Genomic DNA, 23,821 nt, shown 5'->3' with positions numbered 1-23,821 from the left:
GACGAGCCCCTTTCCAACCTGGATGCCAAGCTGAGGATCCAGATGCGACTGGAATTGAAAAAATTGCATGAGGCCATGCAGACCACCAGTATCTATGTTACCCACGATCAGATCGAGGCCATGACTATGGGGGATCGCATCGTGGTCATGAAAGACGGCCTGATACAACAAGTAGGAGAGCCGCTGGAACTCTATTTCCAGCCCGTCAACCGCTTCGTGGCCAGCTTTATCGGTTCTCCGACCATGAATTTTATACCCGTTCATATCAGCGGAAGTGACGGCAATTGGACGGTTCAGTCTGAAGGATTGTCGCTGCCTGTCCCGACGGGGAAAAAACTGGCTTTGACTTCTTATGCCGGGAAAGAAGTCGTTTTGGGGGTCCGGCCCGATGATCTTTCCGCGGCCGATTCGTTGGAAGAAAAGGGGACCCTTCAGGCTGTTGTCCTGGTGGTCCAGCCGGTGGGGAGCCACATTTTTCTTGACGTCACAGTCGGTGGTCACAACCTCCTGGCCTCAGTGGATGCCCGGACCCGGGCTAAGCCCCATCAGGAAATTACCTTAAAAGCCAACCTGGAGAATCTCCATTTCTTTGATCCGGAAACAGAATTGGCCATCGGTATTTAAGGTGCACGGTATAAGGTTTAGGGCATTAGGTTTGAAATGGAACCATTGAGAGACAAACCTGACATCATCCAGGACATGGCGCCTGCGGAAGGGGAAAGACTCCTCGATCAGGGGGCAAAGGCCTTGGGGATATCTCTGTCACCTTTTCAAATAAAGCAATTTATGGACTATTTGGCTTTGCTTCGAAAATGGAACCGGGTCATCAACCTGACCGGCCTGCGCTCCTGTCGGGAGATCTTAGTCAAACATTTTCTGGATTCCCTTTCCCCTCTGCCCTATCTTCCGGAGGAGGCCAGGATTTTGGATCTGGGATCCGGGGCCGGGTTTCCGGGACTGCCGCTTAAGATTGCCCGACCGTACCAAGCTGTCACCTTAATCGATGCCTCCGGAAAAAAGGTCAGTTTTCTTAAGGAAGTCGTTCGACATTTAAATCTCAGCCATACCCCGGTGCTACAGGGGTTTTTAGGCAAAGGGTCACCGGTAGTGCCGGGAATCGATCCTTTCGAAATCATCATCACCCGGGCGGTGGGAAAAGTGACAAGCCTTTTAACGGGGGTTGATCCTTATCTGGCAAAGGGAGGGAAGTTGTTATTCATGAAGGGGCCGGAAGGGCCGGAGGAAATTTCCTTGTTCCAGGCCGAGATCTGGAAGAAGGGATTTCAAATAGACAGGCCGATCCGATTAACCCTGCCTTTTTTGGATCAGGAAAGGATATTGATTTTTATTACCAAAATTTAACCAAAGGCCCTGCGGGGCTGGAGGCCAGAGTTGGTTTGAACAATCCCGCCTCTAAAAGATTGGGGGTGATATCCCCGACCAGGAAGGGGGGTTATTCCGGATTCTGGGATTTAGATCCCGGGTTGGTTATTTTGGAATAGGTCCTCGATTTACGATGTCTTTCAAAATAGCTCTCTAATTTCCCTCTGAACAGGTAGGCCATCAAAAGAAAAAACAGAGAAAGTCCGATTACAATCCCTAAAACCAGGTAGTTTTTTTCCCGGACCAGGTGCCCTTGAATGGTCAGCAACACCGTTCCTAAAAACCGTCCGGCCGTGGATATGATCAGAAAGGTTTTCAGGTCCATGTGCCCTAATCCCAAAATATAGCAGAGATAATCTTTGGGAAAGCCCGGGATCAGAAAAAGCAGAAAGGCGATCCAGGTGCCCTGGTGGGCCATCAGATAGTCATAGCGATTGATCGTTTTATAACTGACGATCCTTTCCACTAAAGGTTGTCCGGCCCACCGGGAGAAAATAAAAGCCAGCCAGGAACCAACTCCTAAGCCGATAGTGGAATAAAGGATACCGAAAAAATTCCCATAGAGAAATCCGCCTAAAAAGCCGGTCATCTCTCCGGGAATGGGAGCGAAGAGGACCTGAAAGACCTGGAGGGCGATAAAGATAAGGGGCGAAAAGCTGCCGTAGGATTTAACAAATTCCGCCAACCGTTTCCGGTCTAAAAAGGTCAGATAGATGTCGCTGTGGTAAATCAGCAGGTAAAGGGCCAGACCAAAAAAAACCAAAAGAATGGCACTGACCCCGATCGTTTTTTTCATAAATGGTTATACCCCTTTTTCGGGGTATAACCTTACCTTTTCTGAGGGGGACCTGTCAAGGAGTTTGAACCTTACCACGCCGATCAAACCCCCGTCTTTTTTTACAATCAATGGGCGGTAATTTCTGCCGGGACCGGGACTTCTTCATGGAAAAAGGGCAGGGAACCTTCTTCCGGCTTTTCTATGAATAAGCGTTCCGGATCCTCTACCAATAAAGCCGACTTCAGCACCTCATCCATATGTTCCACGGGAACAATTTCCAAGGCCTTTAAAATCCGGGGCGGAATCTCTTTCAAGTCCTTTTCATTTTCTTTAGGAATAATCACCGTCTTGACCTTACCGCGGTGGGCGGCAATGATTTTCTCTTTCAGGCCTCCGATGGGTAAAACCCGGCCGCGCAGGGTAATCTCACCGGTCATGGCCGTCTTCCTCTTGACCGGTTTCCGGAGTAAAGCGGAAACGATGGAAGTCGCAATGGTGATCCCGGCCGATGGTCCGTCTTTGGGAATAGCCCCTTCGGGGATATGGATATGGATATCCATTTTCTGATAGAAGTTTCTGGGCAGGCCCAATTGTTCGGCCCGGGAACGGACATAACTCAAGGCCGCCTGAGCCGATTCCTGCATGACCTCTCCCAATTTTCCGGTAATGATCAATCGCCCCTTTCCGGGCATAAGGACCACTTCCGTCAACAGCAACTCTCCTCCCACTTCGGTCCAGGCCAGGCCGGTGGTGATGCCCACTTCGTCTTTTTCTTCGGTTTCCCCATAGCGAAATTTAGGCACCCCTAAAAATTTTTGAACCGAGGTGGAACTGATTTCAACATGGGTCTCTTTCCCCCGGCGCACGACTTCTTTGGCCACTTTGCGACATAAGGTGGCGATTTCCCGCTCCAGGTTACGCACCCCCGATTCCCGGGTATATCGGCGTATAATAGCCAATAAGGCGTTATCGGTAAAATGGATATTCTCAGGGGAAAGCCCATTGGCTTCCTGCTGTTTTTTGATCAGGAATTGACGGGCGATCTGGAGTTTTTCAGGTTCCGTATAGCCTGGAAGCCGAATGATCTCCATTCGGTCCTGCAAGGGCAACGGGATGGAGAAAAGGGTATTGGCCGTTGTGATAAAAAAGACCTCGGAAAGATCGTAATCCACATCCAGGTAATGATCGTTAAAAGAAAAATTCTGTTCAGGATCAAGGACTTCGAGCAAGGCCGAAGAAGGGTCTCCGCGGAAATCGGTACTCATCTTGTCGACTTCATCCAGGCAGAAAACGGGGTTATTGGATTTGGCCTTTCTCAAGGACTGGATAATCTTGCCCGGCAAGGCCCCTATATAGGTTCGGCGGTGACCGCGAATCTCGGCTTCATCCCGGACCCCGCCCAGGGAAACCCGGATAAAATTCCGCCCGGTGGCCCTGGCGATCGATTTGGCCAGGGAGGTTTTCCCCACACCCGGAGGACCGACCAAACAGAGGATAGGACCTTTTATTTTTTTAACCAGACTCTGAACAGCCAAATATTCCAGGATCCGCTCCTTGGGCTTATCTAAACCATAATGGTCTTCATTGAGGACCTTTTCGGCAGCATCGATATCCAATTTATCCTTGGTTCGATTATACCAGGGCAGGGCGATCATCCAGTCGATATAATTTCGGACTACCGTGGCCTCGGCCGACATGGGGGACATCATTTTCAGTTTTTTTAACTCCCCTCGAATCTTGGTAGTCGCCTCTTTGGACATCCTTTTCTGTTTGATCTTCTTTTCTAATTCCTGAATCTCGCTTTTAAAATCATCCTGTTCGCCCATCTCTTTCTGGATGGCCCGGATCTGTTCATTCAGGTAATAATCCTTTTGGGTCTTTTCCATCTGCTTTTTGACCCGGCCCTTGATGCGATGTTCGATTTCCAGGATTTCCATCTCCCCGCGCATGAATTCATAGAGTTTTTCCAACCTTCGATTGACTTGGAGCAGTTCCAAAAGCTCCTGCTTCTGTTCGATCTTGGTGCCCAAATGGGGAGCAATCGAATCTACCAGCCGGGCCGGATCATCCAAGGAGGTGATGGTATGCACCAATTCCTGGGGAATCTTTTTGTTCAGTTTCTGATAACCCTCAAAGGTTTGTTTCACGGTACGCACCAGGGCTTCCTGCTCGGACCTGATCGGCATGACGTCCTGGATCTTCTCGACTTCGACCAGATAAAAAGTCCGATTGGGAAGGTACCGTTGTATCCGAGCCCGATACCGGCCTTCGATCAATACCTTGACGGTTCCGTCGGGCAAGCGGAGCATCTGAAGGATACTGCCTGCTGTTCCCACCTGATAGAGATCCTTATCAGAAGGTTCATCCACCTTGGCTTGTCGTTGGGTTAATAAAAGGATATCCTTTTCCAAGGACATACTATATTCGAGGGCCTGAATAGATTTTTCCCGACCCACGAACAACGGGGCAACCATCCCTGGAAAAACAACAATATCTCTCAAGGGCAATATAGGGATGATTTGCTTTAAGCCCCCATCTTCTCGACTATCATCGTAATTTGAAAATACAGCCATTTCTATTTATTCCTTATAATGCGAAAATAAAGTTACAAGTTACAAGTTTCAAGATGCAAGTATGAAAAATCTTGGACCTTGAATCTATTTTCATGCTTCGTGAGGTTCATCCAATTCTATTCTCGGTTTTTTTCGTTAATTCTTTAATAAAGATTTACACCTGTTGACTATATAAAAACTCGTCATTCCCGCGCAGGCGGGAATCCAGGTCAAGCGCACCCAATTAATCCCACTTCTGGCGGGACTGGATTCCCGTTTCCACGGGAATGACGAAATTGAGATCTCCCAGATTTTTTACGAATCCATCACTCTTGAAAGAGTGATCCTTATATATTTAGTTCGAAAATAGCATCCGTCTTCCAAGGAGCCTATTTTCATGCTTCGTGGTGCCATGCCCCAAAAGGCGGGGCATGGCGGTTTAATACTGGATTTTGTGTCTTTATCCTGCATCCAGGATCAAGTATCCAGTTTATTGTATCCAGCATCCAGCATCAGGCCGATTCGGCCTGGTTTTCAAAAAGAAGGATGGGGGTTTCGTTATTAAGGATTACTTCTTCACTAACGACGCATTCCCGAACGTTTTTCATGGACGGAATCTCAAACATGATATCCAGCATGGCCTTTTCCAGGATGGATCGAAGCCCCCGGGCCCCGGATTTTCTTTTCAGGGCTTCACGGGCTACGGCCTTGATGGCGCCATCGGTAAATTTCAATTCCACCCCTTGAATTTCAAACAGTTTCTGATATTGCCGGACGATGGCATTTTTGGGTTCCGTCAGGATGCGGACCATGGCCTCTTCGCTTAATTCATCCAAGGTGGCAATGACCGGTAATCGCCCGATAAATTCGGGTATCAGACCAAACCGCAGGAGATCTTGAGGCTGTACCTGATCCAGGACTTCACCCAGCCGTTTCTTCTCCGACTGTTTCCGGATATCGGCTCCGAAACCCATTACCTTGGCCCCGCTTCGGCCCTGAATAATCTTGTCCAGTCCGTTAAAAGCCCCTCCACAGATGAAAAGAATATTGGTCGTATCCACCTTGACAAATTCTTGTTGCGGGTGTTTGCGGCCGCCTTTGGGAGGGACACTGGCCATGGTCCCCTCAATGATTTTCAATAAAGCCTGTTGAACCCCTTCGCCGGAGACATCCCGGGTGATGGAAGGATTTTCCGACTTTCTGGCTATCTTATCTATTTCATCGATATAAACGATTCCCCGGCAGGCCCGCTCCACATCATAATCCGCCACCTGGAGGAGATTGAGGATGATATTTTCCACATCCTCGCCGACATACCCGGCCTCGGTCAAGGTCGTAGCATCGGCAATCGTGAAAGGGACTTTCAAAATTTTGGCTAAGGTCTGGGCCAGCAGGGTTTTTCCTGATCCCGTAGGTCCGATCAACAGGATATTGCTTTTTTGCAATTCCACCCCCTCCAGATCGATCTTGTTATCTATCCGTCTGAAATGGTTATGCACGGCCACGGAAAGGATTTTTTTGGCCTTTTCCTGTTCGATGACGTACTCATCTAACGTTGTTTTGATATCCACCGGTTTAGGGACCTTATCCCCCTGGTGGGCCTCCTCTTTTTCATATTCTTCGGCAATAATCTCGTTACATAATCCAATACATTCGTCACATATATAGACCGAAGGCCCGGCAATCAGTTTTTTTACTTCATCCTGACTCTTGCCACAAAAGGAACATAATAAATCGCTTCCTTTGCCTTTGCCGTCTCCTCTTTTGTTCATCTAATACTTCCTTCTGTTAAAGGGTTATTGGGTTTGCCCGGTAAGTTCTTTTCTTTTCGAAATGACATTATCGACAATGCCGTACTCTCGGGCCTGTTCACCGGTCATGTAGAAATCCCGGTCCGTATCTTTCTCGACTTTCTCATAAGGCTGGCCGGTATGATCCACTAAAACTTGATTCAATTCTTCTTTAATCCTCAAAATTTCGCGGGCCTGGATGCCTACGTCGGTGGCTTGTCCCTGGACGCCCCCCAAAGGTTGATGGATGAGGATCCTGGAGTGGGGCAGGGCATAACGCATGCCTTTGGCCCCGGCAGCCAGCAACAAGGCGGCCATGCTGGAGGCCTGACCCAGACAAAGGGTCGAAATATTGGGTTTGATATATTGCATGGTGTCATAGATCGCCAACCCGGAAGTAACGATACCACCGGGTGAATTGATGTACATATGGATATCCTTATCCGGGTCTTCGGCTTCAAGAAAAAGGAGCTGGGCGATCATCAGGTTGGCCATGTAATCATCTATAGTGGCCCCCAAAAAAACGATTCGGTCTTTCAACAAACGGGAATAGATGTCATAAGCCCGTTCGCCCCGGGTATCCTGTTCAACAACAATAGGTATTAAAGTCATCCGTATTTCCTTCTCAAGGGTTTTATGATTGTATGGTAGCATGCTCCTGAAGGAAATTCAACGTCTTTTCCTCAAGAAGCTGCTGGCTCATATCTGGCAATAAATTGTTTTTATTATAAATTTCTCGGACTAAATTTACCGACTGGTTTACATTAGCGGCAATCCGGCCGAGTTCCGCTTCGATTTCTTCCTGGCTGACGCTCAGGGATTCCAATTGGGCAATTTTTTCCAGGATCAATTTTTTCCGGGCCATTTTCTGGGCCGGGGGGCGAAACCTTTCCATAAGGCGGGCGGGCTCCAGGCCGGCCTTTTCCCAGGAAAGCCCCTGACGGCTCAAATCTTGCTCTATGCGCATCATCATCTGCTGGATTTCCCGATTGACCAAGGCCTCAGGGACCTCGAAGTCGGTTTTGGACAGAAGACTATCGACCAGATCTTCTTTTAATTTCAAATCACCTTTGCGATTTTCTTCCTTCTCCAGGTCTTCCCGGATCTTCTTTCGTAAGTCTTCCAGGGAAGATAACTCGTTCCCTAAATTGTGGACGAATGCATCGTCCATCTCGGGCAGATGCCTCTCCTTGATTGCCTGCAAGAGGACTTTATAATGGACGGTTTTCCCGGCCAGGGCCGTATTTCCAAAGTCTTCCGGAAAATCGATATCGAATTCTTTGGTGTCCCCTTTCTGCATCCCCACCAACTCTTTTTCAAACTCCGGATTAAAGTAATCAGCCCCCACTTCCAGGTCATAGTTTTGGGCCGAACCACCCGGCATTTCATTCCCATCCAGAAAGGATTGATAATCGATAACCGCAAAATCTCCTTTTTTTAGAGGGCGCTCTTCCTGGAGGGCAACCAGCTCACCGTGGCTCATCCGGATGGCCTCGAGTCTTTTTTCAACGTCTTCATCCGTAATAAGAACCAGCGTTTTTTTCAATTCCAATCCCCTGTACTCGGAAATGGGAATTTCAGGTTTTATTTCGATAGTGGCCAGATAAATAAAAGGGGCTTCTTTATCCACGGCCGGATAATCCAATTTCGGCAGGTCCACCGGCATGACCCCTGTTTCTTTCAGGGCTTCCGGATAGGTACGATTAATTATCCTGGAGACGGTTTCTTCCTCAATCTGGGGACCATAAAACTTGGCCAGGACCGTAACCGGAATCTTCCCTGGCCGAAAACCTTTCAGTTTGGCTTTTTTGTTAAAGGTTTTTGCAACGGATTCCCATTCCATTTTGGTCTGGTCCGCTTCCACTTCCACGGTCAACTTTTTTTTGATCGGAGAGATTTCTTCTACCTGTACCTTCATAGTCATTTATTCCTTACCAGTTTATTTGTTGGTGCGAGAGGGGGGATTTGAACCCCCACCCTGTTTCCAGGGCTGGATCCTAAGTCCAGTGCGTCTACCAATTCCGCCACTCTCGCCCTTTCCCAGGGCTTGAGGAAAAAAATTCTTAACTTTACAATATACTTACTTTTTCCCCTAAAGTCAAGAGAACCCCGGATTTAGTCGCAGACCCCGGGATTTATGTCGCAGACCCGGCCGGGATTGGATCCTTTTAGCTCTCGTTAAGGCTTTATTCCTTCAAAATCAGGACATCCAGCTTTTGGATCATTCGGTGAAGGGGTTGTCGAGGAACAAGGTTTCCTCACGATCCGGTCCAACGGATATAATCCCGATGGGAACCTTAACTAATTCTTCGATCCGATTCAGATAATTCCGGGTGGCGGCCGGCAGGTTTTCCCCTTTCCGGATCCCTTCGATAGGTTCGGACCAGCCCTCCCATTCCTCATAAATGGGACGGCAAGCCTGGAGTACCTTTAACTGGGCCGGAAGGCTGGTCAAAGTCTGGTCGTTCCAGGAGTAACCGGTACATATCTTGACGGTTTTCTGGCCGGTTAAAACATCCAATTTGGTGATGGCCAGGTGGGTCAGACCGTTCAGCCGGGCTGAATCCCTTAAAACAACGGCATCCAGCCAGCCGCATCGTCTGGGCCGGCCGGTGGTCGACCCGTATTCTCCACCCTTCTCCCGAAGACTCAAACCGATCTCATCGGTTAATTCCGAGGGGAAGGGGCCTCCGCCCACCCGGGTCGTATAGGCCTTAACGATCCCCAGGACCGATTGAATCCTGTTGGGTCCCACACCCGCCCCGGCACAGACACTGCCGGCCACCGGGTTGGATGAAGTCACATAGGGATAGGTCCCATGATCTATATCCAGGTGAGTCCCCTGGGCGCCTTCAAACAAAATACTTCTCCCCTGGGCCAGGGCCTGATCGATCCGGATTGAAACATCGGTTACATAGGGCCGGATAAATTCGGCCAGAGGCCAGTAGGTTTTGATGATCTCCTGTGGATCCATGGGGGAGACTTTGAGAAATTGTTCAAAAATAAAATTCTTTTCCCTGAGATTGGTGGTTACTTTTTCGGCAAAGACCTCCGGATCCAGCAGGTCAATAACCCGGATTCCTACCCGGGCCACCTTGTCTTCATAACAGGGCCCGATGCCCCTCCCGGTCGTGCCGATGGAAGCCTGGCCTTTTTGGGCCTCCCGGGCCATATCCAAATGTTTATGATAAGGCATAATCAAATGGGCCTTCTCACTCAACCCTAAATTTTCCGGACCGATTGCAATCCCCCGGTCCCGGAGGGTACGGACCTCTTTTTGCATGACCTCCAGGTCCACCACCACCCCATTGCCGATCAGACATTGTTTTTCCGAATGAAGAATCCCTGAAGGGATCAAATGAAGAATGAATTTATCCTGACCCACCACCAGGGTGTGTCCGGCATTATTCCCCCCTTGAAAGCGGACGACTATATCAGCATATTGGGTAAGGAGATCCACCACCTTACCCTTTCCCTCATCACCCCATTGGGTTCCTACCACCACGACACAAGACATACGCTGCTCCTTTTTACCTATTTGAGTTTATAGGGGTTTTTTATGCTACAGGAGAAAAAAAGTCAACTGATTTGCTAAGGCTTCACGAGTAAAAAACAAGATCCTTTCTTCTTAACTCCGATGTTTCCAATAAGACGGATCTCGATGCAAATGCATCACTGACAAAATGAATATTCTGTCGGGCTCTATGCTGTAGAGAATTCCGTAAGAGAACCGCTGGGTCAGGCAACGTCGAAGGTTGCCTTCAATCTCAGGCCAGGCAGTAGGAAATGAAACAATGTTCTGAGTGAAAATCAAAATTCATTTAAAGAACCGTTTTCGAACTCGAGCAAAAACCTCTTCACCAGGAACAGAGTTTACCTGGCCACTTCGAAGTTCATCCAATCGGCGCTTGGCCACGGTAATCCATTGGGCATCAATCATTGCTAATACCTCATCGACCGCAACCGGGCAATCCGTTCTTCAATAGGCGGGTGGGTGCTGAACAGATTGAGCAGACTTCGTCCTGACAAAGGATTAACGATAAACATGTGGGCCGTAGCCGGATTGGGCGATTCCATGGGCAGCCGCTGGGAAGCGATCTGGAGTTTTTCCAGGGCACCGGCCAGGCCCAGGGGATTTCCTGAATACTGGGCACCCGAGGCATCGGCCAGATATTCCCGGGAACGGGAGATGGCCATTTGAATCAGCATGGCGGCGATAGGCGCCACAATGGTCATAACCAGAAGGCCGATGATCCCTCCCCCGCCTTCCCCTTCTTCCGAATCCCGGCTCCCGCCGAAGATGGTTGCCCAGCGGGCCATGTTGGCCAGGATCATGATGGCTCCGGCCATGGTAGCGGCAATGGACCCGACCAGGATATCCCGGTTTTTGACATGGGCCAGTTCATGGGCCAGGACCCCCTTCAGTTCCTGGCGGGAAAGGATGCGCATAATACCGGAGGTGACTGCGATGACCGCATGTTCCGGATTCCTGCCCGTAGCAAAGGCATTCGGGGAATCGTCTTCGATTAAATAGATCCTCGGTTTCGGGATACCGGCGTGTTGGGCCAGTTCCATAACGATCTGATGGATCTCCGGATGATTTCCCGGAGCGATCTCCTGGGCCCGATACATGGCCAGAACGATCTTATCGGAAAACCAATAGCTCCCTAAATTCATAATCCCGGCCAGGAAGAAGGCCAGAACCATTCCATGCTGACCGCCCACGGCCCCGCCGATCAGGATAATCAAGGCGGTCATCAGCCCCAACAGCAAGGTGGTTTTCATGGTATTTAAAAACATAAATAGTAACTCCTTATTGTTTGTTTACGAGTAACAATTACTATGGTACCCATCTTTAAATTCTTGTCAAGAAAAACCGGTTTATCCCTTCGCAAAGAAGATCTCTCCCTTCCGGTCGGCATCGACGATAATCTTTTCCCCTTCCGAAAATTCCCCTTCCAGAAGTTTCAAAGCCAGGGCGTCCTGGATGCGATGCTGTATCACCCGTTTCAAAGGGCGGGCGCCATAGATCGGATCAAACCCTTCCTGGGCGATTTGTTCCCCGGCTTTATCGGTCAATTCGATATCCAGTTTTTTTTCAGCCAGCCTTTTTTGAAGCAGCCGGATCTGGATATCCACAATGGCCTTGATTTGTTCCCTTTTTAAGGACTGGAAGATGACGATATCGTCCACCCGGTTTAAGAATTCGGGCTTGAAATGGGCCCGCAAAGCCTCCATAACCCGCCGGACCATCTCCTCCCGTTCCCGTTCAGTCAGGTCCTGAATGAATTGACTGCCGATATTGGAGGTCATGATGACCAGGCTGTTTTTAAAATCCACGGTCCTCCCCTGCCCGTCGGTCATCCGGCCGTCATCCAGGATCTGCAACAGGGCATTAAAGACCTCGGGATGGGCCTTTTCGATCTCGTCAAAAAGGACCACCGAATAAGGCCGGCGCCTAACGGCTTCGGTTAAATACCCCCCCTCTTCATAGCCCACATAGCCCGGAGGGGCGCCGATCAAACGGGAAACCGAATGTTTTTCCATATATTCGGACATATCGACCCGGACCATGGCCTGTTCATCGTCAAAAAGAAACTCGGCCAGGGCCTTGGCCAGTTCCGTCTTGCCCACCCCCGTGGGGCCCATAAAGATAAAAGAACCGATCGGACGATTGGGGTCCTGCAGGCCGGAGCGGGCCCGGCGGACGGCATTGGCCACCGCCCGGATAGCCTCTTCCTGGCCGATGACCCTTTCCTGGATGCGATCCTCCATGCGGATCAGTTTTTGTTTCTCCCCTTCCATCATCCGGGCCACCGGGATGCCGGTCCATTTGGCCACGACTTCGGCAATGTCCTCATCATCCACTTCTTCCTTCAACATCTTCTGTTTTTCCTGAAGGGTCTCTAATTGCCGGTTTTTTTCCTCCAGTTCTTTATTCTTGTTCAAGAGCACCCCATAGCGGATTTCCGCCGCCCGGGTCAGGTCCCCCTGTCTCTCGGCATTCAGGGCCTCCCCTTTAAGGGTTTCGATCTCTTCCTTAACTTGTCTGATTTTTTGAATGGCCTCTTTTTCCTCCTGCCAATGGGCCTTCATCACGCCGCTTTGGTCCTTGAGCTCCGAAAGCTCCTTTTCGATCTTATCCAACCGCTCCCGGGAAGCCGGGTCAACCTCTTTTTTGAGGGCCTCCTTTTCAATCTCCATCTGCAGGATCTTCCGTTCCAGTTCATCGATCTCCTGGGGCAGGCTGTCGATCTCAATCCGCAGCTTGGAAGCGGATTCGTCGATCAGATCAATGGCCTTATCCGGCAGAAATCGATCGGTGATATACCGATGCGACAAAGTAGCCGCAGCCACGATGCCCGAATCCTTGATGCGCACCCCGTGATGGACTTCGTACTTTTCCTTCAAACCCCTCAGGATAGCGATGGTGTCTTCCACCGTGGGTTCGCGGACCAGCACCGGCTGAAACCGCCGCTCCAAGGCCGCATCCTTTTCGACATATTTCCGATATTCATTGATGGTGGTCGCCCCGACACAGCGCAATTCCCCCCGGGCCAAAGCCGGTTTGAGCATGTTCCCGGCATCTACGGCCCCTTCGGCCTTACCGGCTCCAACCAGGGTATGCAGCTCATCAATAAACAAAATAATCTGCCCCTGGGCCTCGGTCACTTCCTTAAGCACGGCCTTAAGGCGGTCTTCAAATTCCCCCCGGTACTTGGCTCCGGCAATCAGGGCCCCCATATCCAGGGCCACGACCCGTTTGTTTTTCAAACCTTCCGGCACATCACCGTGAACGATCCGCTGGGCCAGACCTTCAACAATGGCGGTCTTTCCCACCCCGGGTTCTCCGATCAGGACCGGGTTATTTTTGGTGCGCCGGGATAATACCTGGATGACCCGTCTGACCTCATCGTCCCTTCCGATGACCGGATCCAACTTCTCCTGCTGGGCCAGTTCGGTCAAATCCCGGGCATATTTCTCAAGGGGTCGATATTTTTCTTCCGGATTGGGATCAGTGACCCTTTGACTTCCCCTGATATCCACCAGGGCCTTTAACAGGTTTTCCCGGGTCAAACCCAGAGCCAGCAGACCCTGCGCCAGGGGATCTCCCTTCTGATCGACGATAACGAGCAGGATATGTTCCATGCTGACATAATCATCATGCATCTGGGAGGCCTCTTTAAAAGAGTCGTCCAGGACGGTTTTAAGCCGGGGCGACATATAGGTTTGCCCTCTGCCGGCCCCTTCCACCCGGGGTATCTTGTCCAATTGGCTCTTCAGGATATTTCTAACCTGGTTGGGACCCACCCCTAATTTTTGAAGCAGCGGAGAAATGATATTATCCGGCTGGTTCAAAAGGGCCGTCATCAGATGTTCAGTTTCGATCTGTTGATGCCCCATGCCTTCAGCCATGGACTGGGCGGATTGCACCGCTTCCTGAACCTTTATGGTAAATTTATCAAAACGCATGGCAACCTCCAAATTTTAAGTATAATTTCCCTCAAAAATTAACCATTTCACCTGGAGTTGTCAAGAAGGGCCGGCCCGATTTACAACTTGACAGATGCAAGAAATAGGCTATATTTTCAAATACTGCTTTAATCCTGAGCAAAGGGATTTGAAATTTCTCTGGTTACTCGTTACTCGTTTTAACCGGCAACCAGTAACCAGTAACCAGCAACGAGCAACCAGCCATGAACGTCTATATTAAGGCCATGCGTCTACCCTTTTTGACCGGCTCTTTGGTTCCGGTCTTTTTGGCAGCCGCCCAGGCTTATCATCACGACTACTTCCGGAGTCTTGAACTCCTGTTGATTCTCATCGGCGTGGGATCTTTGCAGACTGCCGCCAACCTGATCAATGATTACTTTGATTCCCGGGGGAGCGACCGGATCAATTTGCATCCTACCCCTTTCAGCGGCGGAAGCCGGGTCATCCCCGAAGGGCTGTTAAACGCCCGTCGGGTATTGGGCTTGGCGGTTTCCTTTTTCACCCTGGCTGTAGTCACCGGGCTGATCCTCATCGTCCGGGGACATCCTTATGTGGCCCTGGCCGGACTGCTGGGCCTGGCAGCCGCTTTTTTTTATTCAGCCGATCCAGTAAAATTCATGGCCAGAGGGTTAGGGGAAATCACCATTTTCCTGGCTTTCGGACCGTTAATCACCTGGGGGACTTATTATGTCCTGACCGGCCAACTGACCTGGCCGGCTTTTTTCCTGGGATTTCCCCTGGGATTCCTGATTACGGCCGTTATCTGGATCAACCAGTTTCCTGACTTTCAGGCCGATGGCGCGGCACACAAAAACAATCTGGTGGTTCGGCTCGGCCTGGAGCGTTCCCGCTGGATCTATCTTATCCTGATGACCCTGCCTTTTCTCTTTCTCTTCTTCCTCCTGGAAAGCCGGGAGATTTCCTTTTTGATCCTTCTTTCCTGGCTGGCCCTTCCTCTGGCCCTAAAAGCCATCCGCATCTTCTGGGGCAACTTTGATTCTTTCGAAAAAATCATTCCGGCCCAGGCCTTAACCATTCAAACCCATATGGCCCTTGGGATACTCATGCTGGCGGGCATCCTGATCGGCCATTTTTCAGGGAGGGCTTAACGCGTGAAAATCCTCGGCTTGGATCTGGGCAGCAAGACCATCGGCGTGGCCATCAGCGATGACTTACTCTTTACCGCCCAGGTTTTGACTTCCATCAAAAGGATCGCTTTAAAAAAAGACCTGGCCGTCATCCGGAACCTGGTCGAAGAATACCGGGTTGAGGAACTGGTCGTCGGTCTCCCGATCAATATGGATGGGACCAAAGGGGAGTCGGCCCTGAAGGCCGAAGAATTCATCGAGAAGCTTCGTCTTTCCCTCTCCATAAAGATCATCCCCTGGGACGAACGCCTGTCCACCGTGGCCGCCGAACGGATCCTTCTGGAAGGAGACCTGAGCCGGCAAAAAAGGCGGAAGGTTATCGACCGTTTAGCAGCGGCCTTCATCCTCCAGGGCTACCTCGATAGCCGTCCCAAGGAAAAGGGACCAATCCCTTGAAGCGATACCGGATCCTTTTTCTTTTGGGCATCCTTGTCCTCGGCACCCTCCTCTGGGACAGTTTTTCCCGTTTCCTTTCCCCCCCCCAGGTAAAAAACCCATCGGTCCAGGTAGTTCGAATCCTGCCGGGGATGAGCCTTCACCGTATCGCTCATCTCTTAACCCAGGAGGGGATTATCCAGGATCCCCACAAATTCATGCTCCTGACCTGGTGGAAACGGTCGGGTAAAAAAATCCAATGGGGGGATTTCGAGTTATACGCCGGAATGCCGCCGAGGGTCCTTCTGGATTATTTAACCACCGGGAAAACCATGTTAAAAAGGATTACATTTCCCGAAGGGTTTACCCTGCGGCAGATCGCCCAACGCCTGGCCGAAGAAAACCTGGCCGAAGAACAGACCTTTCTTACTTCCGCCAGGGACCCGCAATTTTTAGCTTACCTGGGGATAGAAGGGCAGTCTCTGGAAGGCTATCTTTTTCCTGACACCTATGTCTTTCACCGGGGCATGAGCGTCCGGTCCATCCAGGAAAAGATGGTTCAAAGATTTAAAGAGATTTTTAATAAGCTGCCTAAAGAAGACGGCCTGGCGGAACGACTCAATCTTAAAAAAATGGTCATCCTGGCCTCCATTGTGGAAAAAGAAAGCGGTCTCCATAGCGAACGCCCTTTGATCGCCTCGGTCTTTTATAACCGCCTTAAAAAAGGAATGGCCCTGCAGAGCGACCCCACGGTTATCTATGGGATCAGGGAGTTTAACGGCAACCTGACCAAAAAAGATCTGCTCAGGCCCACGGCCTTTAATACCTATCTTAACCCGGGATTACCCCCCGGCCCGATCGCCAGCCCCGGCCGGGACTCCCTGCAGGCGGTTCTTTCTCCGGCCAAAAGCAACTATCTCTATTTTGTTTCAAAAAATGATGGCAGCCATCATTTTTCAAAAAATCTAACCGAACATAATCAGGCGGTCGCCCGGTATCAGCCTCCCGGAAAGGAAACCCGGCTTTTGAAATGATACTGGATACCGGATGCCGGATTTGACGTCTTTATCCGGTATCCAGTATCTGCGGTCCGATGTAATCCGTCAAAAACAGGCAGAAAAAAGGAAATTCCCATGGAAACAGAAAAACTTTCACATCATTTTGTCTATGAATAACAGGGACTGATCGGTTTCGGCCTGTACCGGGAGACCGATGAAAAGTCGCTGATGGTCTTCCTGCAAAAGTTTTCCGATGACTCTTTTTTATAGACTCTGGTCCCCCGTCTGAGCGAAACCGAGATTCAAGACCTCTTCGAGCTTATTTCAAGACTCCTCAAAAAATATTTAAAGGAAGAAGAATACCACCGGCTGTTCCTTAAGGAATAATAAAAGCATGGAAACGCTTCGCCGTTCTATTCGAAAAATCTTTCTGGCCGGCCTTTCGGCTGCCGACCCTTATCAAGCGGTCCGCTGGCATTTATCCTGCCAAAATAATATCCTGCGAGTAAAAACCGGAGCAGCCTCAACCGAACAACACTATGATTTGACCCGCTTCAGAAAAATTTTTATTTTAGGGGCCGGCAAGGCTTCTATCCCGATGGCCGCGGCCTGCGAAGACCTCTTAAACCGGGAATTTGGCCAGGGAGTCGTTATTACTAAATACGGTCACCGTAAGCCTCTTCGGACCCTGGAAATTTTGGAGGCCGGCCATCCGGTCCCGGATGCCGCCAGCCTCCAAGGGGCGCGGGAAATAGCCGCCATCCTGAAAGAAACCCGGAAAGACGATCTGGTGATCTTCCTGACCTCGGGGGGCTGTTCGGCCCTTTTAGCCCAGCCTGTTCCATCGGTCACCCTGACTGAGAAAAAAAGACTCACCGATCTTCTCCTCCGATCCGGAGCCAATATCCTGGAGATAAACACCGTCCGCAAACATCTCTCTCTTGTTAAAGGGGGTAATTTGGCCAGGGCAAGCTACCCTTCTACAGTGATCAATCTCATCCTTTCCGATGTCGTGGGGGATGATCCGGATGTCATAGGCTCAGGTCCTTTTGTTCCCGACCCTTCAACCTTTCAAGGGGCCTTGGAGGTCCTCGAAAAATATTCCCTCACCCCCAGAGTATCCCCCAAAATCCTTAAGCATCTGACCTCCGGAAAGGAGGGGAAAATCGGTGAAACCCCTAAACCCGGAGACCCCTGCTTTCGCAAAGTCTCCAACCTGATCGTCGGCAATAATTTAACCGCCCTGGATTCGGCGGCCGTCACAGCCCGGGGCCTGGGATATCAAACCCATATCCTGACTGCCCAAATACAGGGCGAAGCCCGGGAAATCGCTAAAGTATACGCCGCCATAGCCAGGGAGGTTAAAAGGTCCGGGCATCCCTTTCCCCCGCCGGTTTGTATCCTGGCCGGAGGAGAACCTACGGTAACGATTAAAGGTCGGGGTTTGGGGGGCCGGAACACCGAACTGGCCCTGGCCCTGGCTATTGAAACCAAAAATTTGCGCAACATGGTCTTTTTAAGCGGAGGGACCGACGGGACCGACGGTCCGACGGAGGCGGCCGGGGCCATAGTCAACAGCCGAAGTTTTGGAAAGGCCATACAACAGGGCCTAAACCCTGCGGCCTATCTTCGAGACAACGATTCCTATTCTTTTTTTAAAAAAACCGGGGAGTTGCTCCTTACCGGTCCCACGGGAACCAATGTCATGGATATCCATATCCTGCTCATAGGTTAGTTTAAAAATAACATTCGGGGGTCGGGGGTCAGGGCTGAGTTAAAGAATAAATTCCAAGATGGCCGCCGGTAAAAAACAAAACGCTGGTGCGTCCTTGACATCCCCGTCGGGTTGGATTAAAAAATAACCGAGGGAGTTATTATGGTCCTAAAAAACAAATCCTGTCTTCTGCTCTACACGGATGATTACCAAAAATTCGACTATGGTCCCCATCATCCCCTCCAGGTCGGAAGGCTAAAACTTACCAAGGAGCTGATTGAGGCTTACGGACTGCTGCCCGCGGAAAAGAAAGGCTTTGAAAAAACCCGGATGGCCACGGAGGAAGAATGCCTTTCTTTCCATACCCACGACTATTGGAAGATTTTGCAGGAAGCCAACTCGGGACATAGCGACCGGGACCTGTCGGCCTATGGATTAGGGCCTGGAGATAACCCCATTTTTCCCGGGGTACTGGATTGGGGCTGTTTTTGCGGAGGCGGGGCCATCCAGGCCGGAGCATGGATCCTTTCCGGTCAGGGAACGATTGCCTTTCACATGGCCGGCGGCATGCACCATGCTCACAAAAATATGGCCTCCGGTTTCTGCTATATCAATGATCCGGTGCTGGTTATTTTATACTTGCTCTCGCAAGGCAAAAAGGTGGCTTATATTGATATTGATGCCCACCACGGTGACGGAGTACAGGAGGCCTTTTATCGAACGAGCAAAGTCTTGACCATCTCCTTTCATCAGAATGGTATGACCCTTTTCCCCAGTACCGGGTTTGTCCAGGAAATCGGGGCCGGAGAAGGGGTGGGCTATGCAGTCAATTGCCCTCTTTACCCCTGGACCGACGATGAAATTTTTACCTGGGCCTTCACAGAGGTTGTTCCTCCAATCCTGGAAGCTTACGAGCCCGATGTCATCGTCACCCAACTGGGAGTGGATACCTTTTATAACGATCCCCTGGCCAACCTCTCTTTAACGACCCAGGGATTTTGCTCGGCAATCCGCTTTTTTAAAGGACTGGATCTTCCCTGGGTTGCCCTGGGCGGAGGAGGCTATCATCAGGCCAACGTAGCCCGGGCCTGGACCCTGGCCTGGTCCATTATGTTGGGACGGGAATTGGACCAGATAAAACTTCCCATCCCCTTTCAAGAAACTATCCGTCGACTGGATTATCCTGATGAATGGTTGAAAGATGAGGGCTTTCAAGAAGAACCGGCCAAAAAAGAAAGGGCTTTCCTCGATGCCCGTCGGGCGGTCAAGGCCATCAAGGGAACCATTTTCCCTTTATTCAATATTTATGGAGGCGGACCATGGATGTAAAAAAAAGGGATCTCCAAGCCCTGGATTTATTGTTCAAACAGGCCATGGACCTTTTTGAATGCACCCAATGTGGAACCTGTTGCCAGGGAGAAGGGGGAATCCACTTGATGCCGGAAGAGATCGAACGGATCTCCGGTTTTTTAGCCTGTTCTCCCCGGTATTTTCGGGAGAAATTCTGTATTGAAAGAAACGGCCGCACCTATATCCACATCCGGGAAGACGGCTATTGCCATTTTTCCACGGAAGGAAAATGCAGCATCCACGCCGTCAAGCCCCTCCCTTGTCGGAAATGGCCCTTTTTAGAACCCATGCTGATTGACCAGACCAACTGGGAGACCGCCCGCAATTCCTGCCCGGCCCTGGCCCCTTACGAGACTTTGAAAAACTATTTAGTCCGAAAATAGAAAAATTCAGGTTATAGGCACGAGGCTATAGGCGAATAAAAACCCCTAAACCCGTTTAACCTTGCCCATCGCCTATTGCCCATCGCCCATAGCCCCAAAAACTATTTTCATGCTTCGTGGTGCCCCCTCGGGTCATTTCTTCGGCCGACCCCCGACCCCCGATCCCCCGGTCCCTGAATACTTATTTCCGACCCGCTCCAACGAGATGAGTCCGAAAAAACCGATAAACCCGGCGCAGGGCCGGCCATTGATGAAGGCCGAGGCGGATTTTCAGGGGTATAAAACCGGCCAGGATCGATAAGGGCTTAGAGGGATACAGAAATAAATCGTAATAGGATCTTTTAATCACCTGCCAGTTACGGTTCCAGGAATAATCCGTTAAAAAATTTAATTCATCCACTTCTCCGGATTGAAAAACCTGTTCAAAAATCTTTTCAAACAAATAAGTCCCCGGGGAATATGCGGAATAGGCCTCATCATAACAGGTTTTCAGTAAAACGATGGAGCGGTTGACCCGGATGGCCAAAGTAGCGGCAATCGTTTTGCCCTCGGCTTCCAGAAAATGCCATTCCAGCCAGCCCAATTCCCTCAGTCGGCTGGTTAAGGCCTTATAAAATGAGATCAGTGAAACATCCTGATTGATGGCGCTGCCAACGTTGCCCTTCCAGCTCGAGGACTCGACCTGCATAAAACGGGAAAGTTCCTCAGCATCAATGGTATTTCCTGTTAAATATGAAACGGACAGGCCTGGAAGAGAAGCTATTTTTTGTGCCTGACGGCGCAGATTCCTTTTGAAATTAGGTCTCAAGCGAGCCTTAAAATCATCAAAACTTCCTTCAACTTTAATATAAGAACCATGACCGGCAAAAATAGAGACCGAAAATAGCCTTTTTAAACCGTCACCCATAATCGCCAAAATGGGTGAACCTTCAGGGAGTCTCCTCATTTCGAAAGAAAAGCAGGCCGGTTGCATTTGGCTGAGCTGATCCAGAAAAACAGGAATGACCTCCTTTTCCAGCCCCGGCTTAATCAAAAAATCCACCGAACCTGTTTGGTTATTATAGGGCGTACGAAACTTGTGGTATGGCCTTCCTGTTCGTTTAAAAGGGGTGATAATCACCGGCAGGACGCCTACCAGTGTGGAATGTTCATAAGCAAAAAGACAAAACCAACTTTCTCCGATCTCTAATTGATGTTCCAGGTAAGAAGCGATCCAGGCGTGGGAGGAGTCCGGCAATCGATGAGTGGCGTTAAATGCCAAATCATTCCAGGCCTCGGCATGAGGCCTGAGTTCTTCATGAGTCCTTACCGTTTTGACAACCAGTCCGTCTGATGAAAACTGGTTTTTATTGATCATATTTTCGGTTTTAAGCAAGGCCCGTTAAGTCCTGCCGGTTTCAATTGTAAGAACCCGTTTAAGCGGTAACCCTTAATATTAAGCAGGACCTTTCGTATAAAATATAGCTTATTATCCGGTTAGGGGCAACCATTTTATTGTCAGCCTCTTTTCCCCTTGACCCGGCTCCTGGTTTATTTTATAGTTCGATTACCAATAATAATTGGTAACTTATTCGCTTATTTCCGGAACAGTTGAGACACTCAGAATGGTTCAATTCCTTTTTCCCTTCTGGTAGAAGCTACAACCAGACTATTAGGAGTAGATCCTGAACCGCTTCGATGGGGAATAAAAATATGGTCCGGCAGCGCAGTCGAGTCATCCTGGTATATCCGCCATCCCGCACCCAAAACCACGCCAGTTGTCCCGTCGGGCTTTTGATGCTGGCCGCAGTCCTTGAGCATCATGGGTATGAAATCCATTTATTAGACGCTTGCGCTGCCGGCAATCCGCAAAATGCCGATCAAATCGTTGAGAAAATCCGACTTCTTAATCCGGACGTAGTCGGTATTACCCTGGTCACTCCGCTGGTACGCACGGCCTATGAACTGGCCAGGCGATTGACGGCAACAGGAGTGCAATTGATTGCCGGAGGTCCCCATGCCACGTTATTACCTGAAGAACCCCTTATGAACGGTTTTCAGGCCGTGGTATCCGGAGAGGGAGAGTTGACCATCGTGGAAGCCATCGAGGCGGTTCTTGGCAGGATACCCAAAGAATCCGTCAAAGGGATGGTCTGGTTAAACAGCACGGGTCGGCCTTGTCGGAATGAACCGCGACCGGTTATTGCTGATTTGGACAGCCTTCCCTTTCCCGCCCGTCATTTAGTCGACCCGGGCGACTATGGACGAAAAGATGCCGTCAGTCTATACGGCAACATTTTTAGTTCCCGTGGTTGCCCGGCCCGATGCGCTTATTGCGCCGGAGGATTATTCGGCAAACGATTTCGATTCCGCTCTGCAGAAAATGTCCTTGATGAAATCAGCCAAGTTACCCAACAGTTTGGCACATCCCATTTCCATTTTGTCGATGACTCTATGGCCCAGGACCGTAATCGGGTGATGCAGATCTGTCAGGGCCTGGTGGATCGAAAACTGCCCATCACCTGGAGCATGATGACCCGGATCGACTCCATTGACGAGCCGCTTTTAGAGATGGCCAAAAAATCAGGCTGCGTCCGAATAGACTATGGGATAGAAAGTGGCCATGCGGAAACCTTAAAACGCATTCACAAACCCCATACTATTGATATGGTGCGGAAGATCGTGCCGTTAACGGCCCGATACGGCATTGAACCTTGTGTTTTTTTTATTCTCGGTTTTCCCTGGGAGGGGCCCGAGGAAACCCAATCCACTTTTCGGCTGATGAAAGAGCTGTCGCCTTATGTGAGACAGTTCCATACGGCCATTGCCTCCATCCTGATCCCTTTCCCGGCAACCGAGATATACGAAAAGTGCAAAGACCAATACGGATTTCAGGACTGGTGGCTGGGCAGCAATCGAACTTACGATGCGCCACGTCGGGAAACCCATTCCCACTTCGAGTGCAGCGTTTTTCCAGTGGGCGCTGTTATGGATGCCGATTTCTTCCGTTATTCCCCGGAAACCAAAAAAACGATCTACGATATCTTCCAATTCATGTATTTATACAATCTGAATAATCGGTCCCTGCCTTCCCGGTTGATTCATCGAGGCCAACTCAGTTTGTCGCGACGATTGTCTTCGATTTCGCCGCCGCTGGAACGGCGGGTTTTTGGTGCTCTTCATAGCGCTGTCGGGGCCGTCCGTCGATTGTCCGGCCGTAACTGAGGTTAGATTCTTACATGGAGAGGAGTTACAATTATGCAATGTCAACTCAAAGAACTGCATGATGCGGTAGAGGGTTTGTCTGGCATTGACCGGGTTAAACTCTGGTGGCTGAAAAGACAACACTATATCACGGAACCCTTACGCTTAGGTCACAAGCTGGCGGCAAAACTGGAGACCGGACGACCGCGACCGTCCGCCTGTCTTGTTGTAGACACTGCGAAGGAAGATCACACCGGTCGGATCCCCCCCCTTGGCCTTAAGGCCGGCGAACGCATTCGGGTCAAATCCCTGGAAAAGATCCAATCCACCCTGGATAGCCATGGTAAATACGAGGGGATGGGCTACATGGATGTGGAGATGAACAAACACTGCGGGAAGGTTTACGCAGTGCAAAAGCCGGTCTCCCTGTTCTTTGACGAACGGCGCTGGCGCATGCTGAAGCTTCGGGATGTCGTTATCCTGGAAGGGGTTTTTTGTGAATTGCCGACCACAGCGTCCGAAGACTGGGCCGGGTGCGACCGGACCTGCTTTCTTTTCTGGAAAGAAGCCTGGTTGGAACGCCTGAACCCTTAGGTGGGCTTTGGTTAGCCTTTATTCATTGGAAAGCAGAACCATCATCCGCACCAGGGCTTGGGCACCCTTCATGAGGAAT

The 23,821-nt window shown here is 50.2% G+C and carries 20 protein-coding genes and 1 tRNA gene; 10 read left to right on the top strand and 11 right to left on the bottom strand.

Going from position 1 to position 23,821, the window contains the following annotated elements; genetic code table 11:
* Both HY879_12060 and rsmG read left to right on the top strand, forming a co-directional pair.
* On the top strand, positions 1 to 624 hold a 624-nt coding region (locus HY879_12060), incomplete at its 5' end, for a TOBE domain-containing protein (GenBank protein MBI5604080.1).
* A gap of 36 nt (positions 625 to 660) precedes the next feature.
* Entirely contained in the window at positions 661 to 1,362 is a 702-nt protein-coding gene (gene rsmG / locus HY879_12055) for a 16S rRNA (guanine(527)-N(7))-methyltransferase RsmG (protein MBI5604079.1), read from the top strand.
* 91 nt (positions 1,363 to 1,453) lie between these two features.
* Here rsmG and HY879_12050 read toward each other — a convergent pair whose 3' ends face one another.
* From HY879_12050 to clpB, 10 genes are all read right to left on the bottom strand, one after another.
* Positions 1,454 to 2,179, bottom strand: coding sequence for a TVP38/TMEM64 family protein (locus tag HY879_12050; GenBank protein MBI5604078.1), 726 nt, complete (start codon positions 2,177 to 2,179; stop codon positions 1,454 to 1,456).
* Between the two features lie 107 nt (positions 2,180 to 2,286).
* Positions 2,287 to 4,734: an endopeptidase La gene (gene lon / locus HY879_12045; GenBank protein ID MBI5604077.1), complete on the bottom strand. Its 2,448-nt coding sequence runs from the start codon at positions 4,732 to 4,734 to the stop codon at positions 2,287 to 2,289.
* A 491-nt stretch (positions 4,735 to 5,225) separates the two neighbouring features.
* Positions 5,226 to 6,485 carry an ATP-dependent Clp protease ATP-binding subunit ClpX gene (clpX, locus tag HY879_12040; protein MBI5604076.1) on the bottom strand — a complete coding sequence of 420 codons (1,260 nt, stop codon included), beginning with the start codon at positions 6,483 to 6,485 and terminating at the stop codon, positions 5,226 to 5,228.
* Between the two features lie 24 nt (positions 6,486 to 6,509).
* Entirely contained in the window at positions 6,510 to 7,115 is a 606-nt protein-coding gene (gene clpP, locus HY879_12035) for an ATP-dependent Clp endopeptidase proteolytic subunit ClpP (protein ID MBI5604075.1), read from the bottom strand.
* Positions 7,116 to 7,137: 22 nt separating this feature from the next.
* Positions 7,138 to 8,421, bottom strand: a complete 1,284-nt coding sequence (gene tig / locus HY879_12030) for a trigger factor (protein MBI5604074.1) — start codon at positions 8,419 to 8,421, stop codon at positions 7,138 to 7,140.
* A gap of 29 nt (positions 8,422 to 8,450) precedes the next feature.
* Positions 8,451 to 8,537: transfer RNA gene (locus HY879_12025), tRNA-Leu, on the bottom strand.
* Positions 8,538 to 8,724: 187 nt separating this feature from the next.
* Complete coding sequence (locus HY879_12020; GenBank protein ID MBI5604073.1) at positions 8,725 to 10,020, bottom strand: adenylosuccinate synthase; 1,296 nt, start codon at positions 10,018 to 10,020, stop codon at positions 8,725 to 8,727.
* Positions 10,021 to 10,320: 300 nt separating this feature from the next.
* On the bottom strand, positions 10,321 to 10,443 hold the full coding sequence (locus HY879_12015) for an addiction module protein (protein MBI5604072.1): 123 nt from the start codon (positions 10,441 to 10,443) through the stop codon (positions 10,321 to 10,323).
* A 2-nt stretch (positions 10,444 to 10,445) separates the two neighbouring features.
* Positions 10,446 to 11,303, bottom strand: coding sequence for a zinc metalloprotease HtpX (htpX, locus tag HY879_12010; GenBank protein MBI5604071.1), 858 nt, complete (start codon positions 11,301 to 11,303; stop codon positions 10,446 to 10,448).
* A gap of 81 nt (positions 11,304 to 11,384) precedes the next feature.
* Positions 11,385 to 13,976: an ATP-dependent chaperone ClpB gene (gene clpB / locus HY879_12005; GenBank protein MBI5604070.1), complete on the bottom strand. Its 2,592-nt coding sequence runs from the start codon at positions 13,974 to 13,976 to the stop codon at positions 11,385 to 11,387.
* A 224-nt stretch (positions 13,977 to 14,200) separates the two neighbouring features.
* Here clpB and menA point away from each other — a divergent pair, with 224 nt between their 5' ends.
* From menA to HY879_11975, 6 genes are all read left to right on the top strand, one after another.
* Positions 14,201 to 15,106, top strand: a complete 906-nt coding sequence (menA, locus tag HY879_12000; GenBank protein ID MBI5604069.1) for a 1,4-dihydroxy-2-naphthoate octaprenyltransferase — start codon at positions 14,201 to 14,203, stop codon at positions 15,104 to 15,106.
* Between the two features lie 3 nt (positions 15,107 to 15,109).
* Entirely contained in the window at positions 15,110 to 15,541 is a 432-nt protein-coding gene (gene ruvX, locus HY879_11995; protein MBI5604068.1) for a Holliday junction resolvase RuvX, read from the top strand.
* Positions 15,538 to 16,554: an endolytic transglycosylase MltG gene (mltG, locus tag HY879_11990; protein ID MBI5604067.1), complete on the top strand. Its 1,017-nt coding sequence runs from the start codon at positions 15,538 to 15,540 to the stop codon at positions 16,552 to 16,554. Before ruvX ends, mltG begins: the two co-directional genes overlap by 4 nt.
* A 358-nt stretch (positions 16,555 to 16,912) precedes the next feature.
* Positions 16,913 to 18,253 (top strand): glycerate kinase, encoded by a 1,341-nt coding sequence (locus tag HY879_11985; GenBank protein MBI5604066.1) that lies wholly within the window; start codon positions 16,913 to 16,915, stop codon positions 18,251 to 18,253.
* A gap of 141 nt (positions 18,254 to 18,394) precedes the next feature.
* Positions 18,395 to 19,561, top strand: a complete 1,167-nt coding sequence (locus tag HY879_11980; protein MBI5604065.1) for an acetoin utilization protein AcuC — start codon at positions 18,395 to 18,397, stop codon at positions 19,559 to 19,561.
* Entirely contained in the window at positions 19,552 to 19,965 is a 414-nt protein-coding gene (locus tag HY879_11975; GenBank protein ID MBI5604064.1) for a YkgJ family cysteine cluster protein, read from the top strand. Before HY879_11980 ends, HY879_11975 begins: the two co-directional genes overlap by 10 nt.
* Positions 19,966 to 20,146: 181 nt before the next feature.
* Here HY879_11975 and HY879_11970 read toward each other — a convergent pair whose 3' ends face one another.
* The gene (locus tag HY879_11970; GenBank protein ID MBI5604063.1) at positions 20,147 to 21,340 is read right to left on the bottom strand and encodes a GNAT family N-acetyltransferase; all 1,194 of its coding nucleotides are present in this window, start codon (positions 21,338 to 21,340) and stop codon (positions 20,147 to 20,149) included.
* Positions 21,341 to 21,642: 302 nt separating this feature from the next.
* Here HY879_11970 and HY879_11965 point away from each other — a divergent pair, with 302 nt between their 5' ends.
* Together HY879_11965 and HY879_11960 are read left to right on the top strand one after the other, a co-directional pair.
* Positions 21,643 to 23,169, top strand: a complete 1,527-nt coding sequence (locus tag HY879_11965) for a B12-binding domain-containing radical SAM protein (GenBank protein ID MBI5604062.1) — start codon at positions 21,643 to 21,645, stop codon at positions 23,167 to 23,169.
* A gap of 33 nt (positions 23,170 to 23,202) precedes the next feature.
* Positions 23,203 to 23,742, top strand: a complete 540-nt coding sequence (locus HY879_11960; protein ID MBI5604061.1) for a hypothetical protein — start codon at positions 23,203 to 23,205, stop codon at positions 23,740 to 23,742.
* The last annotated feature ends 79 nt before the right edge of the window (positions 23,743 to 23,821 follow it).

This window comes from Deltaproteobacteria bacterium, assembly GCA_016219225.1.
Classification (GTDB): domain Bacteria; phylum Desulfobacterota; class RBG-13-43-22; order RBG-13-43-22; family RBG-13-43-22; genus RBG-13-43-22.
Note: the sequence above shows the minus strand (reverse complement) of the source record. Positions and strands in the feature narration are given on the sequence as shown.